The organism is Undibacterium sp. 14-3-2 (assembly GCF_016595265.1).
Lineage (GTDB): Bacteria > Pseudomonadota > Gammaproteobacteria > Burkholderiales > Burkholderiaceae_D > Undibacterium > Undibacterium aquatile.
In genome coordinates, this window is record NZ_JAENGS010000007.1 from 159739 (window position 1) to 177702 (window position 17964).

Annotated in this window: 15 protein-coding genes, 5 tRNA genes and 1 pseudogene; 11 read left to right on the forward strand and 10 right to left on the reverse strand. The window is 50.0% G+C overall.

Annotated elements, in window-relative coordinates; all coding sequences use genetic code 11:
- From acpS to Undi14_RS15720, 9 genes are all read left to right on the forward strand, one after another.
- Nucleotides 1-408 carry a holo-ACP synthase gene (acpS, locus tag Undi14_RS15680; RefSeq protein ID WP_200181432.1) on the forward strand — a complete coding sequence of 136 codons (408 nt, stop codon included), beginning with the start codon at nt 1-3 and terminating at the stop codon, nt 406-408.
- Nucleotides 408-2282 carry an excinuclease ABC subunit UvrC gene (gene uvrC / locus Undi14_RS15685; protein WP_200181433.1) on the forward strand — a complete coding sequence of 625 codons (1875 nt, stop codon included), beginning with the start codon at nt 408-410 and terminating at the stop codon, nt 2280-2282. Before acpS ends, uvrC begins: the two co-directional genes overlap by 1 nt.
- Before the next feature lie 38 nt (nt 2283-2320).
- The gene (pgsA, locus tag Undi14_RS15690; RefSeq protein WP_186883657.1) at nt 2321-2908 is read left to right on the forward strand and encodes a CDP-diacylglycerol--glycerol-3-phosphate 3-phosphatidyltransferase; all 588 of its coding nucleotides are present in this window, start codon (nt 2321-2323) and stop codon (nt 2906-2908) included.
- A 50-nt stretch (nt 2909-2958) separates the two neighbouring features.
- Nucleotides 2959-3034: transfer RNA gene (locus Undi14_RS15695), tRNA-Gly, on the forward strand.
- Nucleotides 3035-3067: 33 nt separating this feature from the next.
- Nucleotides 3068-3143 (forward strand) — tRNA-Gly (locus tag Undi14_RS15700).
- Nucleotides 3144-3179: 36 nt separating this feature from the next.
- Nucleotides 3180-3255: transfer RNA gene (locus Undi14_RS15705), tRNA-Gly, on the forward strand.
- An 83-nt stretch (nt 3256-3338) separates the two neighbouring features.
- A tRNA-Cys gene (locus tag Undi14_RS15710) sits at nt 3339-3412 on the forward strand.
- Between the two features lie 70 nt (nt 3413-3482).
- Nucleotides 3483-3575 (forward strand) — tRNA-Leu (locus tag Undi14_RS15715).
- A gap of 182 nt (nt 3576-3757) precedes the next feature.
- Nucleotides 3758-4396 (forward strand): ATP-binding cassette domain-containing protein, encoded by a 639-nt coding sequence (locus Undi14_RS15720; protein WP_200181434.1) that lies wholly within the window; start codon nt 3758-3760, stop codon nt 4394-4396.
- 200 nt (nt 4397-4596) lie between these two features.
- Here Undi14_RS15720 and Undi14_RS15725 read toward each other — a convergent pair whose 3' ends face one another.
- The 3 genes and pseudogenes from Undi14_RS15725 to Undi14_RS15730 all read right to left on the reverse strand — a co-directional run bounded on the left by Undi14_RS15725 (nt 4597) and on the right by Undi14_RS15730 (nt 6507).
- Nucleotides 4597-6159 (reverse strand): cryptochrome/photolyase family protein, encoded by a 1563-nt coding sequence (locus tag Undi14_RS15725; RefSeq protein WP_200181435.1) that lies wholly within the window; start codon nt 6157-6159, stop codon nt 4597-4599.
- Nucleotides 6160-6185: 26 nt separating this feature from the next.
- Nucleotides 6186-6340, reverse strand: a pseudogene (locus Undi14_RS18345) (FAD-binding domain-containing protein); the annotation flags it as partial.
- 8 nt (nt 6341-6348) lie between these two features.
- Nucleotides 6349-6507, reverse strand: a complete 159-nt coding sequence (locus Undi14_RS15730; protein WP_370589965.1) for a DUF2256 domain-containing protein — start codon at nt 6505-6507, stop codon at nt 6349-6351.
- A gap of 602 nt (nt 6508-7109) precedes the next feature.
- Here Undi14_RS15730 and katG point away from each other — a divergent pair.
- Nucleotides 7110-9332: a catalase/peroxidase HPI gene (gene katG / locus Undi14_RS15735; RefSeq protein ID WP_200181437.1), complete on the forward strand. Its 2223-nt coding sequence runs from the start codon at nt 7110-7112 to the stop codon at nt 9330-9332.
- 146 nt (nt 9333-9478) lie between these two features.
- Here katG and Undi14_RS15740 read toward each other — a convergent pair whose 3' ends face one another.
- Both Undi14_RS15740 and Undi14_RS15745 read right to left on the reverse strand, forming a co-directional pair.
- Complete coding sequence (locus Undi14_RS15740; protein ID WP_190478506.1) at nt 9479-10156, reverse strand: type 1 glutamine amidotransferase domain-containing protein; 678 nt, start codon at nt 10154-10156, stop codon at nt 9479-9481.
- Nucleotides 10157-10187: 31 nt separating this feature from the next.
- The gene (locus Undi14_RS15745; RefSeq protein WP_200181439.1) at nt 10188-11612 is read right to left on the reverse strand and encodes a coniferyl aldehyde dehydrogenase; all 1425 of its coding nucleotides are present in this window, start codon (nt 11610-11612) and stop codon (nt 10188-10190) included.
- A 175-nt stretch (nt 11613-11787) separates the two neighbouring features.
- Here Undi14_RS15745 and Undi14_RS15750 point away from each other — a divergent pair, with 175 nt between their 5' ends.
- Nucleotides 11788-12675: a LysR family transcriptional regulator gene (locus Undi14_RS15750; RefSeq protein ID WP_200181441.1), complete on the forward strand. Its 888-nt coding sequence runs from the start codon at nt 11788-11790 to the stop codon at nt 12673-12675.
- A gap of 37 nt (nt 12676-12712) precedes the next feature.
- On the opposite strand, the gene Undi14_RS15755 is transcribed toward Undi14_RS15750, so the two are convergent.
- The 5 genes from Undi14_RS15755 to Undi14_RS15775 are packed head-to-tail and all read right to left on the reverse strand — an operon-like array spanning nt 12713 to nt 17767.
- A complete protein-coding gene (locus Undi14_RS15755; RefSeq protein ID WP_200181443.1) occupies nt 12713-14158 on the reverse strand; it encodes an efflux transporter outer membrane subunit in 1446 nt (481 codons plus the stop codon).
- A 13-nt stretch (nt 14159-14171) separates the two neighbouring features.
- A complete protein-coding gene (locus Undi14_RS15760; RefSeq protein WP_200181445.1) occupies nt 14172-15059 on the reverse strand; it encodes an HlyD family secretion protein in 888 nt (295 codons plus the stop codon).
- Nucleotides 15060-15062: 3 nt separating this feature from the next.
- Complete coding sequence (locus tag Undi14_RS15765) at nt 15063-15272, reverse strand: DUF1656 domain-containing protein (RefSeq protein ID WP_186883638.1); 210 nt, start codon at nt 15270-15272, stop codon at nt 15063-15065.
- Nucleotides 15269-17302 (reverse strand): FUSC family protein, encoded by a 2034-nt coding sequence (locus Undi14_RS15770; RefSeq protein ID WP_200181446.1) that lies wholly within the window; start codon nt 17300-17302, stop codon nt 15269-15271. Before Undi14_RS15770 ends, Undi14_RS15765 begins: the two co-directional genes overlap by 4 nt.
- A 15-nt stretch (nt 17303-17317) precedes the next feature.
- On the reverse strand, nt 17318-17767 hold the full coding sequence (locus Undi14_RS15775) for a MarR family winged helix-turn-helix transcriptional regulator (RefSeq protein WP_200181447.1): 450 nt from the start codon (nt 17765-17767) through the stop codon (nt 17318-17320).
- Between the last annotated feature and the right edge of the window lie 197 nt (nt 17768-17964).

The window sequence follows — 17964 nt, forward strand, 5'->3', positions numbered from 1 at the left end:
ATGATTTATGGCATCGGCACTGATATCGTTCAACTTACCCGTATTGAACATGCGCTGGTCAGAAGTGGCGAGCGGTTTGCCAGAAAAATTCTGGGGGAAGATGAGCTGCGTATTTTTTTTCAGCGACGAGAGCAAAATTTGCTACGTGGTACGCGCTATCTGGCGACCAGATTTGCCGCGAAGGAGGCATTTTCAAAGGCGATTGGTACGGGTATAACAGCACCTATGACCTTGCATAACATGCAAACGCTGAACAACGATGAAGGAAAGCCTGTTGTGAGGCTGACTGGCACCCTGCATGAATGGATGGCGTCACGTTGTCTGACGTCCCATATTTCCCTTAGCGACGAAGCTGATCACGTTTTGGCCTTTGTGATTGTGGAAAAAAAATCCGGTACGGATATCTGATGGATACGAATCAATCTCCGGCGAGTGATGCTCGTCAGTCTGTTTTAGATACGGTATCGAAACTTCCTCATTTGCCCGGGGTGTATCGCTACTTTGATGAGCAGGGGCAGGTTTTGTATGTGGGTAAGGCGCGAGATCTGAAGAAACGTGTCAACAGTTATTTTCAAAAGACGCTATCGAGTCCACGCATTGCTATGATGGTGGCAAAAATCGTCAGGCTGGAAACGACGGTGACGCGCAGTGAAGCAGAAGCCCTGATTCTGGAAAATAACCTGATCAAAGCTTTGCGGCCTCGCTACAATATTTTATTCCGGGATGATAAGTCTTATCCTTACCTGAAAATTACGTCAGAAAAGACGCCGCGAATGACCTACTATCGTGGCGCTATCGATAAAAAACACCAGTATTTTGGTCCCTTTCCATCTGGTTGGGCGGTCAAGGAATCGATGCAAATCCTGCAGAAAGTGTTCTTGTTGCGTAGTTGCGAGGATAGTGTATTTGCGAATCGTACCAGGCCTTGTCTATTGCATCAGATTCAGCGTTGCAGTGCTCCTTGTGTTGACTTTATTACGCCTGAAGATTACCTATTGGACGTTAAAAATGCTGCCGATTTTTTACGTGGACGGCAATTAGAAGTCATGCAGACGTTGGAGAAAAAAATGCTGGCTTTTTCCTCCGAACTGAAATTCGAGCAAGCAGCATTCGTCCGTAATCAAATGTCAGCCTTGTCTAAGGTGTTGCATCAGCAAAGCATGGAAACCACTGGCAATGCGGATGTTGATATTGTGGCCGTGATTGTCGAGGGGGGGCGAGCTTGCGTGAATCTGGCGATGGTACGGGGCGGGCGGCATCTTGGCGACAGAGCCTATTTCCCCAGTCATGTTGATGATGTCAGATCGAGCACTGAGGACTCGATTGAGCAGGAAATCGTTGCCGCTTTTCTCGCGCAGCATTATGTTGATCAGTTCATCCCATCAGCGATTGTGATGAATGTCGAGTTGGATGAACCAGATCTGATGCTGGCACTTGCCGAACAGTGTGGACACAAAATTCATTTATCTTTTCAACCTCAGGAACAGCGGCGTATCTGGCTTGAAATGGCAGTGAAGGGTGCCGCTTTGGCATTGGCCAGACTACTGTCTGAGCAAGGCTCGCAGCAAGCACGGACGCTGGCGCTGGCGGCGGTTCTTGATCTGGATAGCGACAATCCTGAGCAGTTGCGAATCGAGTGTTTTGACATCAGCCATACGCAGGGGGAAGCGACTCAGGCTTCATGCGTGGTATTCCATCACCATGCAATGCAAAGTGGAGAATACAGACGCTACAACATCAAAGACATTACGCCGGGCGATGATTACGCGGCTATGCGGCAGGTATTGTTCCGTCGTTACGAAAAAATTGTCAGTGATCAAGACGAAAGCGTGCGGACCTTACCAGATGTTGTTTTGATTGATGGCGGCAAGGGACAGGTGGAGATGGCGCGCCAGGTGTTTGTCGAACTTGGCTTGGATACCAGCAGGATCGTGGGTGTTGCCAAAGGCGAGGGGCGTAAGGTTGGTCTCGAAACTTTGGTTTTTGTTGATGGACGTGAACCAAAAGAATTGGGAAAAGAGTCCGCCGCTTTGATGCTGATTGCGCAGATTCGTGATGAGGCGCATCGCTTTGCTATTACGGGTATGCGGGCAAAGCGCGATAAATCCAGACAGGCATCGCAATTAGAAGAGATTGAAGGAGTGGGGCCAAAGCGCAGACAAAAACTATTGGTGCGTTTTGGTGGCTTGAAGGGAGTTAGTGATGCCAGCGTTGAAGAACTGGCGAGCGTTGAAGGTATATCCCGGCAGTTGGCAGAAGAAATTTACAAGCGATTGCGTTAGCCCAATATAATTACCGGAAATAATCTGAATAAAAACTTATGCCATTTAATTTTCCTATTTTGTTGACCTGGTTACGTGTCGCTCTTATTCCGTTGGTAGTCGGTGTATTTTATTTGCCTGATACATGGTTGAGTCCTTTTGAAAAAGGGGTTGCATCCAGCCTTGTCTTTATTATCGCAGCGGTGACAGATTGGTTTGATGGTTTTCTCGCGCGTCGCTGGAATCAGACATCTTCGTTCGGCGCCTTCCTTGACCCGGTCGCTGATAAGTTGATGGTTGCCGGTGCATTGCTTGTGTTGGTGGAATTTGACCGTGTTAACGCCGTTGTCGCGTTCGTCATTATCGGTCGTGAAATTACCATCTCGGCCTTGCGTGAATGGATGGCGCTGATCGGTGCGTCAAAGTCGGTTGCAGTCAGTTCGATTGGTAAAATCAAAACGGCTGCACAAATGATGGCGATACCACTACTTTTGAGCCCGAATTTTGTTTTATTTAATTATATTGACAGTGGTTTGACCGGATCCTGGTTGTTGCTCATTGCCGCAGTATTGACGGTATGGTCTATGTTTTATTATTTGCGAAAAGCATGGCCTCTGATTAAAGAGTCAACTGAAAAACTCAGTTAGCTCGCTTGACAGAATTCATGGATACTATATAATTCTGGTCTTTCGTTGATGCGGGAATAGCTCAGTTGGTAGAGCGCAACCTTGCCAAGGTTGAGGTCGAGAGTTCGAGACTCTTTTCCCGCTCCAAGTTTTTTCAGCGAAAAAAATAGTAGTACAAATGCGGGAATAGCTCAGTTGGTAGAGCGCAACCTTGCCAAGGTTGAGGTCGAGAGTTCGAGACTCTTTTCCCGCTCCAGTTTTTATTAGTACCTGATGTGTTTGTAGTGCAAATGCGGGAATAGCTCAGTTGGTAGAGCGCAACCTTGCCAAGGTTGAGGTCGAGAGTTCGAGACTCTTTTCCCGCTCCAGATTCTGAAGGGAAGCAAAGCTTCCCTTTTTTCTTAAAGTTGTTTTGCCGCGTTTCAGTTTTTATGATTGAAACAGCACCCTTGGCGGGGTAGCAAAGTGGTTATGCAGCGGCCTGCAAAGCCGTAGACGCCGGTTCGATCCCGACCCCCGCCTCCAGTTTTAAGAAAGCGCTGTTAAGCGCTTTTTTTTCAGAGCAAGCAGCTTCGGCTGCATGTTGTAGTGATGGGCCCGAGTGGTGAAATAGGTAGACACATCGGACTTAAAATCCGCCGCTTCGTTAATAGCGGGCGTGCCGGTTCGATTCCGGCCTCGGGCACCATATCGACATCTTAGTAAGTGTAAAAACCCGCAAATTCTTTGGAGTTTGCGGGTTTTTTATTGTCTGTTTTGAACGTCCGATACCATTGCTGCCCGATTGTCGCGTGCATAGTTTGCAGACATAATGTTTGCCTGACTGAGCCGGCCACTGGGCTTGCTTTTCTCTACTCACAAGGATCATTGATGTCTGCTATATCTCCTGAACTCACGGTAGTTTTACAGATTGACGGATTGCATATCGCGCATCTGCGCCTTGTCTTGCGCGACTGGTCGACTGAGATTTATTCTGGTGTAACGCTGGTGTGTGATGAGGAGGGGGAGTGTAAGACGGATTTTCTGCGTTTGCTGGCGGCTGAGCTGCCGTACGCTGCGGGCAGCCTTACTCTGCTGGGTGTGGCGCAGCATGTGGACGTCTCGGCTTACAGGCAACAGGTTTTCTGGATCGAGCCATCCGCTACAGAGTATGACGAGTTCACCGTGGAAGGATTTTTTTCTTGGCAGGCAAGTCGCTATGCCGGCTTTGATCAGACTGTGTTATTGCAGTTGATAGAGGGGCTGGCGCTGGGGCCATATTTGTTTAAGCAGATACAGATGTTATCGTCTGGCACCCGGCGCAAGGTGTGGATTGCCGCGGCGTTCGCGAGCGGCGCTGCGCTGACTTTGCTGGATGATCCGCTGGCAGCACTCGATAAAAGTTCTGCGCTGTTCGTATTATCACAGATGGCCGCCTTGGCGCAGGATGGGCAGCGCGCACTGGTGGTGGGGGACTATCAGGCACCAGCGAATGTGCCGCTGGCGGCAAGGATAGATCTGGGGGAATAACCGACGTTTGAGCGTTGTTGCATGCTTAATCGGCAGACGGAGATGTTGTGTAACAGGATTGATATATGCCAGCCTTAATGCAGGACAAAAATGTCCACGTCAATTTTCACCGGTTGAGCCGTTTTTCCGTGTCGGTTTAAAAGCGCCCCCGTTTTTAGACAAATGCGGTGACGTTACTGCACTCGGTGCAACGCGGCTCGTCACAGAGTATCGATATTCTCTAAGATAATTTTTGCCTGTTTCTGGAATTCTGCAACCGTAGCAGTATCCATTTTTTCCAATTGGCGGTAGGCCATGCCGATACGTGGATTCTTCGCAAGAGAATTGGCGTTACGCAGAAAAAAATCCCAATACAGAGCATTGAACGGGCATGCGCTCTCGCCAACGCGCAATTTCTTATCGTAGCGGCAGCCTTTGCAATAATCGCTCATGCGATCGATGTAGGCAGCGCTCGAGACATAGGGTTTGGTCGCTAACAATCCGCCATCTGCGAATTGACTCATGCCTATGGTGTTTGGCAGTTCCACCCACTCAAATGCATCGATGTAGATACCCAAATACCAGCGATGTACTTCCGCTGGATCCAGACCCGCGAGCAGCGCAAAATTTCCGATTACCATCAGGCGCTGAATATGGTGTGCGTGTGCGTGATCCAGCGATTGTGTGATGGCATGGGACAGGCAATTCATCCGAGTTTTGCCATTCCAGAACCAGCTCGGTAACTGACGGCTGTATCCGAAGAAATTTTTCTCTCCGTACTCAGGCATGTTTGCCCAATACACGCCGCGTACGTATTCGCGCCAGCCTAATATTTGCCGGATGAAGCCCTCTGCTGCAGCCTGCGATGCGCGTCCGGAGTGATATGCCGCCTCTGCTTTTGCAACCACTTCACGAGGATTCAGCATTTTTACATTTAAGGCGAACGATAGGAGTGAATGAAATAATCGCCATGATTTAACACTCATCGCGTCTTGAAAATCGCCAAACCGCGGCAGCGCATGATCGATGAAAGCATCCAATTGTTGTAACGCTTCCTGACGGTTAAGTGGCCATGCCAATCGCCGGGCCTGAGGATTGCCGAAACTTTTTACTCCCGCATCGACAATGGTCTGCCACAAATCAGAGTGATCATGCAAAGTCCGCGTATCTTGTGGCTCAGGTGGATTGCCGCGCCACGGCTTGCGATTGTCGTGATCATAGTTCCATTGACCGCCAAGGGGCTTTTTCGTGTCTTCCATTAATACGTGATGAGTCACGCGCATCTGGCGATAAAAAAATTCCATTAACCATTGTTTGCGTCCGGTAAAGATGTCGGACACTTCGTTACGGCTTGTATAGAAATGTTCGCTATCAACCATGACCCACGGAATATTTGCGCGGCGACCATGTTGATATAGCTGCTGATCCAAACGCCACTCATCCGGCGCCTGATACTCAAATACCGTCGCCTGATATTGACTGATCAGTGCGTCAATATTGGCTGGTACGGATTGCAGATTATCCGTGTCGTCAATCGCGATGTAATGCACCTTATGCCCCGCATCGCGCAACTGCTGGGCCAGATCGCGCATCGCCGCAAAAATCGCCAGAATTTTTTGTGCGTGGTGCAAAACATAATCTGTTTCTTGCCGCACTTCCATGAAGACATAGGTTGTCGCATCATCGACTTCGCTGAACCAGCGATGTTGTGGATTGAGCTGGTCACCCAGAATCAGTCTGATTGTCCGGTGAGGCAGGGTTGTGCTGACGATAGTGTGTTTCATATGGTTTGTGTGCTTACCATCTATTTCTATTTAGCGTTCCAGAGTCGCTGATATGTGCCATCGCGATCATAATCATGGACTTGTTTTTGTATGTTGAACCTTCTGCCGTTGCGAGGATCGATACCCGCCCGGATATGTATAACCAATTGCCCTGATCGCTATAGACGTCATCATCAATTATTGGTCTCGTCAAGTCTTTCGCTTGCTATCCTGGCGGCATCGGTCGGAACAGTATTTCACATCGTTCCACACTTTTTCCCATTTCTTGCGCCATGCAAATGGTCTGTCGCATTGAAGACAGAGCTTGGTCGGCAACTCCGACTTTTTTCGCATACGCATGTCAGTCATCCTAATAAACTGCGTTAAAAAATTCGTTTGGTCTTGCTAAGTAAAACGAGTCACTTATGTCGGTGTTTATATATTTACCTTGAGATCAGCCTGTATGCGTAATTCATCGATTTGTTTGCGTGGCAGTTGATGTGTGGTTTGTAACGGGGCTAAATAGTAGCGTGGAAATAGAGACTTCGCATTTCGTCGTCAACATCGCGTACTAAGGATGGTCCCATTCAGGACTTGGGATGGCTTGACGGTTCAGGGCAATAAATTAAAGTTGAAAGCTGTAAAAGATTTTGTGGCTGGATTAAAACGGAGTGATGCACTGTCCGCAGAAATACTGATATCTGACGTTGTTTAAGAGGAATGATTTAAAGGTTGACGTACAACGAGCGCTATGTGGCTTTCAATTTCATTAGTTAAATTAAATCGAATTCATAAATTTAATTAAGTTGATTAATCGATTTGTGGTCTCTAGAATGAATTCCGTAGCAGATGTTAAACAAATGATGCGGTGATTGAATAACTGATCGCAGTATTGATGCACTTACAGTTGATTCGTGCAGAGTTTTTACCTAATCCTGCCTTATCCGAGTCTGAATTCTGAGGAGAAATCTATGTCAAACGAAGCAAAATGCCCTTTCAACCATGGTGCTGCCAAACACACAGTTGCCGCAGGCGCACCGAATAATGCCACTTGGTGGCCGAATCAACTTAAATTAAATATCTTGCACCAGCATTCCCCTAAGTCGAATCCCATGGGGGAAGATTTTGATTACGCAAAAGAATTCAAGTCGCTCGATCTGCACGCAGTTGTTGCTGACTTAAAAGTCTTAATGACCGATTCACAAGATTGGTGGCCTGCCGATTGGGGACATTACGGCGGTTTGATGATACGCATGGCCTGGCATGCGGCGGGCACTTATCGCGTATCGGATGGTCGTGGCGGCGCAGGCACCGGCAACCAACGTTTTGCGCCTTTGAATAGCTGGCCAGATAACGGCAATCTCGATAAAGCGCGTCGCTTGTTATGGCCGATTAAACAAAAATATGGTCGTAAAATTTCTTGGGCCGATTTGTTTATCCTAGCGGGGAATGTCGCGCTAGAATCCATGGGCTTTAAGACCTTTGGTTTCGCGGGTGGTCGTGAAGATATTTATCAACCAGAAGAAGATATCTACTGGGGTTCAGAAACCGAATGGCTGGCGACGAGTGATAAAGCAAATAGTCGTTATGCTGGCTCAGTCGCAGGCTCACGTGACTTAGAAAATCCCTTAGCTGCCGTGCAAATGGGATTGATTTATGTGAACCCAGAAGGCCCAGATGGCAATCCTGATCCCGTCGCCTCAGGCCGTGATGTACGCGAAACCTTTGCTCGGATGGCCATGAATGATGAAGAAACGGTGGCCTTGGTCGCTGGCGGTCATACATTCGGTAAAGCGCACGGCGCTGGTGATCCTGCTTTAGTAGGACCAGAACCAGAAGCGGCAGGCATAGAAGATCAGGGCTTAGGCTGGATCAACAAGTTCGGCTCAGGCAAAGGTGTACATACGACGACGAGCGGCATTGAAGGCGCATGGAAGCCTAATCCTACGACATGGGACAACGGCTACTTTGACATGCTGTTCGGTTACGAATGGGAATTGACGAAGAGCCCGGCAGGCGCGAAACAATGGGTGACAAAGGATTGCAAACCTGAGCACCTGATTCCAGATGCGCATGATCCATCGAAGAAGCATCCACCGATGATGACGACTGCCGATTTGTCACTGCGTTTTGATCCTGCTTACGAAAAAATCGCGCGTCGCTTCCACCAAAATCCGGCAGAATTTGCCGACGCATTTGCACGTGCCTGGTTCAAATTGACGCACCGTGACATGGGCCCCGTGGCACGTTATTTAGGCGCATTGGTACCGAGCGAAACACTGATCTGGCAAGACCCTATTCCTGCTGTGAATCACGCATTGGTGGATGCGCAAGATATCGCTACATTGAAAGCAAAAGTGCTTGCATCTGGATTGAGTATTGCGCAATTGGTTAATACTGCATGGTCATCCGCATCGACTTTCCGGGGCAGTGATAAGCGCGGTGGTGCGAATGGTGCGCGGATTCGTTTATCTCCACAGCGCGATTGGGAAGCGAATCAGCCTGCCGAATTGAATAAAGTGCTGGCGACTTTAGAGGCCATCCAACAAGGATTCAATGCGGCGCAAACTGGCGGCAAGAAAATTTCTTTGGCTGATTTGATCGTGTTAGCTGGCGCAGCAGCGATAGAAGCAGCTGCAAAAAAAGCAGGGCAAGAGGTGCAAGTGCCTTTCGCACCAGGTCGTATGGATGCAGCGCAAGAGCACACCGACGTGGAATCATTCGCGGTCTTAGAACCAGCAGCCGATGGTTTCCGTAACTATGTGCGTGCGGGTTTAGAAAAACACGCAGCCGAGCTCTTGCTCGATAAGGCGCAGTTGCTGAATTTAAGCGCACCAGAAATGACGGTCTTGGTCGGCGGCTTACGTGCTTTGAATGCGAATACCGGAAAAACGCAGCACGGTGTTTTCACCAAACGCCCTGAAACCTTGAGCAATGATTTCTTCGTCAATCTGCTTGATATGAGCACCAAGTGGCAGCCTTCAAGTACAGCAGGCGTACTCGAAGGTCGTGATCGTCAGAGTGGTGAAGTGAAGTGGACAGGTACCACGGTCGATCTGGTGTTTGGTTCTAATTCACAATTACGCGCTTTGGCCGAAGTCTATGCCAGCAGCGATGCGCAGCAAAAGTTTGTGCATGATTTCATCGCGGCGTGGAATAAAGTGATGAATGCAGATCGCTTTGATTTGGTGTGATCCAGATTGATTCTCTAACGGTAGTCCTTCAGTAGCAGAAGCGTACCCACTTTTCCCCTTTTAACTGGGCAAGAGTGGGTACGCTTTTATTTATCTGAACCAGGATAAATACGGGCTTATAAGGGGCCGTTTATTTTGCCCAGATATTAACGCAACTGAGCCAGCACCGTTTTTGCCACTTCTTCAGAGCTTGCTGGATTCTGTCCAGTGATCAGGTTACCGTCGGCAATCACAAATACTTGCCAGTCGGGTCCTTTTTCATAGCGGGCGCCAAGCGCTTTAAATTCGTCTTCGATTAAAAAGGGAACGACATCTGTCAGTTGAACGGCATCTTCTTCACCGTTGGTAAAACCGGTGACTCTGCGACCACGAATCAATGCCTCTCCATCAGCGGCTTTTACGTGGCGCAAAGCGCCGGGTGCGTGGCAGACAAAGCTGATCGGTTTTCCTGCACGGTCAAATGCTTCGATCAATGCAATAGATGTCTGTGATTCGGCCAGATCCCATAATGGACCATGTCCACCCGGATAGAATACGGCATCAAAGTCTTTTTCATTGATGGACGAGAGCACGACTGTATTTGCCAAAGCTAGCTGCGCCTTTGCATCGCTTTTGAAACGGTGGGTTAAGTCGGTCTGAAATTCCGGCAGATCGCTTTTTGGATCTAATGGCGGTTGTCCGCCGGCAGGTGATGCCAGAACGATGTCTGCGCCCGCATCGGCAAACGTATAGTAAGGTGCTGCAAATTCTTCCAGCCAGAAACCGGTTTTTTTGCCGGTGTCGCCGAGTTGATCGTGGGATGTCAGTACCATTAAGATTTTCATTTTATTTTCCAGTTCTGTAAAAAGAGAGGTGTTATTTATTGCCATTCAGTAGCGCTGTTGCAGCGCTGATTTTTTCTTCATAGGGGGCTCTTAAACGCAGGTTGGATGCGCCATCTTCGCTCTGCCGCACCACGGCTTTCGCATGTGTGAATTGCCGGAAACCGTGTATGCCATGATATGCGCCGATACCCGATGCACCGACACCGCCGAACGGTAATGTCTCTACCGAGGCGTGAGACATCACATCATTGATCACCAGTGCGCCGGATGTTGTTTTCTCTGCGAAGTGGTTTTGTTTTTCCATATCGTTGCCGAAGTAATAAGCGGCCAGCGGACGCGGACGTGCATTGATAAAGCGGATGGCCTCATTGACTGAGTCAGCCGCAACCAGCGGCAGGAGTGGTCCGAAAATTTCTTCCTGCATGACCGCCATACTGTCATTCGCGTTCAGAATCAGATGAGGCGCAATTTTCCCAGTGATAATGTCGTAATCTGGTTCGCCTTCTGGCGCCAGACTCACAATGCGGGCGCCTTTGTCGTTGGCGTCCTGTATCAGACCGATGAGCCGCTGAAAATGTCGCTCGTTAACGATGGATGTATAGTCTTTATTCGTCTGTATCTCCGGGTAACTGTTTGCAATCAGGGACTTGGCCGCAGCAACAAATGCATCGGCTTTATCGTCTCTGATCAGGACATAGTCAGGTGCAAGGCAAATCTGACCGGCATTGAAGGTTTTCACTGTCATCACCCGTTCGGCAGCTAAGCTGATATCGGCATTTTCCTCGATAACCACGGGGGATTTACCACCTAACTCCAGCGTGACAGGCACCAGATTTTCTGCGGCAGCTTTCATCACATGACGCCCAACGGTGGTGCTGCCGGTGAAGACCAGATGATCAAATGGTAGTGCACTGAATGCAGCGCCGACCGAGGCATCTCCTAATACAACGCCAAGCTCCATCGGGTCGAAATATCGGGCAATGAGCTCCGCCAGGACTTCTGATGTTCTCGGTGTCAGTTCAGAAGGCTTAATCAGTGCGCTGTTGCCTGCGGCGAATACGCCAGCAAGTGGGCCAAACGCCAGATTTATCGGAAAGTTCCATGGACTGATGATGCCAACCACTCCCAGAGCCTGATATTGAATCCAGCTTTGCATTCCAGGAAAAGGGGACGCGACCGGTTCTGCTTGCATCCAGCCTTCCAGTTGTTCCGCGGAGTGGCGCAGCATATTTGTTGTCGTCAGTATGTCAGCGGTTAAAGACTGATAATGGCTGCGGTTACCGAAATCGGCGCTCATGGCTTTAACTAACTGATCGTGATTGTCAGTGATTAATTTTGCGGCACGCTGCAGACGGTCTTTGCGGGTCGCTGCGTTCACATGCCCGTGCGCGAGATGTGCTTTTTTCATCGCGCCGAGTATCGTCATTAAGTCTTGGTGAGTCTGAGGATTAAGCATGATGTCAGATATTCTTTAAAAAAATGATGTCAGGGATGCTGCATTTGTCTCATGAAGGTGAGCGTCATTCGTGCTACGCACACCTCGTCGGCATGGGAAACATCTTACTGGGTGGTGACAGTGCTGGCTAATTAGACTATCTTAGTGGTGCCATAAATTAATTTATACCTTATTCATGTCTCTACAGCGTCTCCGGACTTTTATTGAAGTGTACAGGCAGCGTTCCGTCACGAATGCGGCGCGCAGTCTGAATCTGACCCAGCCAGCGGTGTCTCAGCACATCGCCGGGCTGGAAGTGGCGATAGGTCGTAAATTGTTTGAGCGGGAGGTGCGTGGTGTCGTGCCGACGGCAGCTGCGGATGAGCTGGCCGCTGATCTGGGCAATAAACTCGATGATGCAGAAGCGGCCTTATCCTCCGCCAGAGCCAGGTCGATTGAACTTACCGGTGCGCTGCGTATTATCGGGCACGGCGACTTTCTGGCCGAAGTGGTGACAATACATTTGCAGCCCTTGCTTGAGGCGGGAATGAAAGTCCGGTTGCATGCGGGAGACAGCGATCTGATTACTCATATGCTGACGGAGGGACATTGTGATCTGGGGATTTCCGCTTACCCTGCAAATGATAAGCGTCTGCATTGTGAGTTGATCCGGAACGAGCGGGTACTTGCGGTCGCTTCGCCTCAGGTTGCCGATAGGATTGTCAGTGCACCGGATTTCCGGCAGGCATTGCTTGCTGAGCCTTTACTGGCGTATAACCTTGAGCTGTCGATGATAGATCGTTGGCTCGGGAGAAATAAAATTGATCATGGACAGATCAATCCGGCGATGACAGGTCAGGATTTACGGTCGCTTCGTAACCTCTTATGCGAGCATTTCGGTTGGACTGCGCTGCCCGAATATTTGTGCGCGCCGTATCTGGATAATGGCCAACTGATGGAAATTCCGGCCCCTGTCGGTTCCACCTTTCTTGATTACTATCTGGTGTGGACGCCGTCAGCGTTAAGGCAGCCGAGGGTAGCGCATGCACGTCAGTCCTTACTGTGGAATTTAAAGAAAACCTGATTGCTGTAAGGTCGTCACAGTTGTGCCGAAGTTACATTTACTGATGCGTGATGCCTGGCTGAGCGTTGCCACCGCCAAGTGCCAGGAATAAGCTGATCTGGTCGTTTGTCAGTTGTGCATCGGATGCCGCTAATGCCGCTTCTGATGAGGCGGCACTACGATCTGCATCCAGTACAGACAGAAAATCTGTCCGGCCACTTTCAAACAAATGGCGTATCTGCTGTGCCGCCCTGACACTTTCGTCGCGGGCGCTCTGTAGTGCGGCATTTCTGTCTTTTTCTCTGGCGTAAATAATCAGCGCGCTCTCTGCTTCTTTCAGTGCATTCAGAACGACTGCGTCAAAGTGAGCCAGTGCGCCCTCTGCACTGGCCTCTGCTGCAGAGACCCGACTACGGGCGCCTGCAGACGGGAAGCTCCATGAGATCAGTGGGCCAAGATTCCAGTGAAAGGCATTTCCTGCGCCAAAGTGATCTAACAATCCGCTGCTTCCGGCGGATATACCAAAGGAAACGTGAGGATAAAGATCGGCGATTGAGACGCCGATGCGGGCGGTTGCTGCAGCCAGATTACGTTCCGCCTGACGGATATCTGGTCTGCGGCGCAGAAGGGCTGCACCGTCACCTACCGGTAACGGAGACGTTAATCTGGGAACATCGTGACACTGAGGCTGGTTCAGATTCATTTCCTGCGGGGTTTTTCCGGTCAATACTGCCAGCTTGTAATAAGCCACACGTTGTTGGGATTGATATTGTGGCAGTGACGATTGCAACAGGGCAAGTTGCGCAAGCGAACGCGTATGGTCGGTCTCGGTTCCCCGTCCGAGTTGAATGCGTTTTGCGATGAGGTCGGTGGTTTTTTTCTGTAAGTCGATCGATCGCTGGCCGATGGTAATTTGCCGCATTGCTGAGCAGGCTTCGGTATAGGCACGGGCTGTATCGGCGACAACGCTGATTCTGACCAGATCGTATCCAGCCTGCGCCGCCTGAGTATCCGCATTGGCAGCTTCAGTCGCGCGGGCAATTTTGCCGAACAAATCGGCCTGGTAAGAAACGCTGACAGTGCTATCGTAACTCCAGCTATCCGGCAGGGCATTTGGTAAACCTCTCGCCGCTGCAGAAGCTCGCCCGGCAGATGGTGCAGCGCTGAGACCGATAGTGGGTGTTGTCGCATCCGCAGTTTCTTTTTCTACAGCGCGGGTTCGTGCAAGGTTTGCGGCAGCAACTTTCAGATCTGCATTTGCGTTCAGCGCCTCTTGGATTAACGCGTTCATTACCGGTTCGTCATAAAGTTGCCACCAGTTGTCTGGTAATGGTGTGGAACGATAGACCGTTTCGCCGGCCGCCAGAAAAGGTGCGGCAGCAGCAGGCCGCTGCGCCACGGACTGCGATGGTAGTGAATACTGTGGTCCGGAGGCAGTGCAGCCAGACATCAGCAGAATGGCGGCGTAGCAGGTGCCCTGTGTGTAAGCAAGGATGGATTTCATTTTAAAAATCTACTCAGGTACGGCTGTTGCGGACATCGACGGTCACTGTCTGTCCTGCGACCAGTGTGGTTCCCTGCGGCAGCTTATCGAATGTAATGCGGACTGGAATGCGTTGTGCGAGCCGGACCCAGTTAAATGTCGGATTGATGCTGGTTAATAAATTGGGTGAGGTAAGACGATCGCGTTCGGCAATCCCGCTGGCAATACTATCGACGTGCCCGGGCAGCTTGGTCGTGCTACCCATAGGAATAATCGTGACGGCATCACCGGCAGCAATGCGGGGCAGTTTCGTTTCTTCGAAATAGCCTTCGACATAGTAAGAATCGGTGTCGATCAGCGCCAGAACGGCGTGACTGGCACTGACGTAGGAGCCAGTTCGTAAATCAAGATTGGCAACGCGGCCATTAACGGGCGACAGTACATGAGTCCGTTTCAGATTCAGTTTTGCCAGATCCCGGTTGATCGTCGCCTGAGTCAGTGCTGCGCGCAGTTGTTCGACATGGGCGCTGCCTTGTTCCTTGCTTTCATCTGAAACCAGTTCGCGTAACGCGTTGTTGCGGCGTGCTTCTTTAATCGCCTGCTCAAGTGCGATCCGCTGAGATAATTCTGCTGCTTCGGCCTGCCGCAAAGCCAGCTCAAAGCGTGCAGTGTCAACATCGAACAGCACATCGCCGATGTTGACTTGCTGGTTGTCATGAACCAGGACTTTGGTGACTTGACCAGAAACATCTGGTGCAACCTGAATCACGTTTGCCTTGATGCGACCGTCCCGTGTCCACGGGTCCATTTCATAGTGCCACCAAAGGCGCCAGGCCAGAAAGCTGGCGATCACGACAAAAATGCAGGTCAATGCGACACGAGAGTATATTGCGAGAGTTTTTTTTAAATTATTCAGTTGCATAAATCAATAACCTGAGTTTGTCAGAACAAGTGAAAAACTGCCTAAAAAAATGAAAAACAAGGCCAGTTCAAAAAGAGCCGGATGCCATAGGAAGCGGTAAAAGCCAGTGCGCATCAGGAAACGTCCGGCCAGCATCGTGCACAGAAAAGCGACGATGGCGAGTAGTAAAAGGACGGGAACGTACAGCCCGAAAATACTGATTTCTGCTGTCACGCTATCTTTTCCTTTAAAAATGGGTTGTATGAACGGGCATCGGGAAACAGATCACGACGCATACTGGTTAACGCTGAAATCGCTGCCAAATAGATAGGTTTGCTATCGCTGGCGCAGATCTCGCGCAGCGTTTGATCGATCTGATAATTCAGTGCGCTGGCGGTGGTGCTGTCCGGGTTTGTAAAGTGATTGCCGATACTGGTGAATAGCGGCGACAACAGAATGCCGTTCATTTTCAATTCCGCATTCATCCCGCGTAATTGCGTAATATGAATCCCTGCACGCAGCTCACGTAAATGATGCATGGTGTGATTGCGTTCATCGGGGTTGGGGTGACGTTTGGATAGTCGCGGCATCAGCAAACCGATGCGGTCGACAGTGCGGATCGCGATGTCACGTAATGGTGGCGCTGATAAGTGGCTCATTTCTACAAATTCACGATGGACGGTTTGCATCATCCGGGAAATCATCCAGTCGTTGCTGACCGTGCGAATCAGGCTGGTGACAACGCCTGCTGTCACAAATCCGAAAAGCTGCGCAAGTAAACCGTTAAGAAAACTGGTGATTTCCAGCGCGCCTGTGTCTTGCAGTGACAATGCACCGGCAACTCCGATAACGAAGGCGAGTGCTTTGCCCCCGGTTGCAGGATTGGGAATGTAGCTGCCAGCGACGATAAATAAAGGGGCCATGCAAAGCAGCAGCATTTCAAAACTGTGAATCGCCGGAATAATGCTGATGATGTAAAGCATCGCAACAGGTACCGACAGCAAGGTATATTTGATAAACATCTTAATCGCCGGAACCGGATCATCCTGCGTTGCAAAAAATGAGCAGAACACGCCAGCCATCATGGGCGCGGCGGCACCGGCAGGCCATGCGGTGAGTATCCAGAATGCGCTGCAGACAGAAATGGCGACGACAGCAGCAAAAGCAGAGCGGAATGCCATGCCATGATCACGGTGCAAAACGGATGTATTGGCATGTTCCTGAGTAGAAGTGGTTCCTCCTTGCATCGCGAGTGTAATCTGACTCCTTAACTCCAACACTTCCGCATAGATGGTAATCAGTTTACTGAGGCGCCAGATCAGATTCAGACACAGAATATCGCTCCAGCTTGAGGCCGCGCTGAACTTCGGCGTCAGTAGTTCAAGTTCTTTTTGGAATGCTGTTAAGCGTTGAGCAGCCTCGTTATTTTCCTCTTGCAACCAGTCAGCGACGTCATTTAACAGCTTTTGCCAGCGCGGCGTTAAGCTCGCCGGACTCAGATGTTGCAATGTGTTCAGTCGGTCTTCTACTGCCAGTAGCAGGGCAAGCATTTTGGTGATGTTGTCGGCTAATCTGTGAACCAGCCCCGAGGTCAGCCGCAAGTTAGAAGTGTCAAACGGCAGGTGCGTTGACATTACTCGCAGATCAGTAATTTCAGCCGCGAGGGAGAGGCGGGCAGATCCCAATGCGGATACGCTGCCGGGCGTCTGTTGCAGCACGTCGTACATCCAGCTCCGTACATCACGGATCGCCGCATCCAATCTGTTTAAAATGCCTGGGCCTATCCCTTGCGGAAATACAACCGAGTGAACGACACTCGCAGACAAAATACCAATGCAGATTTCTTCAACGCGAGCCAGACCAGTATCGAAGATTGAGGTCGGATCTGAGACCGCGGGAAAACCGATAAGACCGGCGGTATAACCGGCCAGCATAAAAACATAGGAGCGGGGTGTACGGTCAAGCAAGGAAATATACAGACATAGCCCCACCCACAAAGCGATTGCGGAGGATAGCAGCTCAGGCACGCTCGCTAACTGCGGCACTATCAGAATGGTGAAGATCGAGCCAAGAATCGTACCAAAAACGCGGTAAATCGCTTTGGAACGCACGGCTCCGGCAAATGGATTGGCGACAATATACGCGGTCATCATCGCCCAGAATGGGCGGGGCAAACCGGATGCCATTGCGATATACAAAGCCAGCATGGCCGCAACGAAGCATTTTGCAGAAAACAGCAGGTGAGAAGGTGAGGGAAGTTTCACGATATTTCTGCAGTCTTATTCTGTAGGTGTCTCGGTCAGTTGCCCATTGAGTTTGTTGAGCACGCGCAGGCAGGCTTCGACGTCAGCCTGTGGAATATCGCTGAACAGTTCCCTGCGAAATGGTAAAAGCGCCGCTTCTAAACGTTCTGCCACTTGTTTCCCCTCTGCGGTCAGAAAGAGTGCCTTGGCTCTCCGGTCTGTAGGGTCATCCTGTTTTAAAACAAGACCACTGTCGATTAACTGATCGATCAGTCGCACCATCGATGGAGGCTCGATGCCAACCGCCTGAGCGACTTTGCCCGGGCGCACACCATCACCCAACCGGGAAATCATCAGTACAGGCCAGGCGCTTGCATGTGAAAGATGAAAGTCCGCCGTCATTTGGTCTGCGGCAGATTTATAAGCGCGACCAACCTGTATCAGCGTATGTGTCAACGACATCAGGGTTTTATCGTAAGGAGTCATTGTGCGATTAATTTAATTAGTATGCTAAATATTAGCATGATATTTAAAAATCCACCGGGACCTGAAACCAATCTGTAACTACACCAGAGATCCTTACTAAAGGGTTATTCAATCGCTTGTATCTGAAATGAAATGGCCGGCTCGTGTTCTTTAAATGGAATAAACGGGTATTTACTCCTTTATTCCTCGCATCCAAG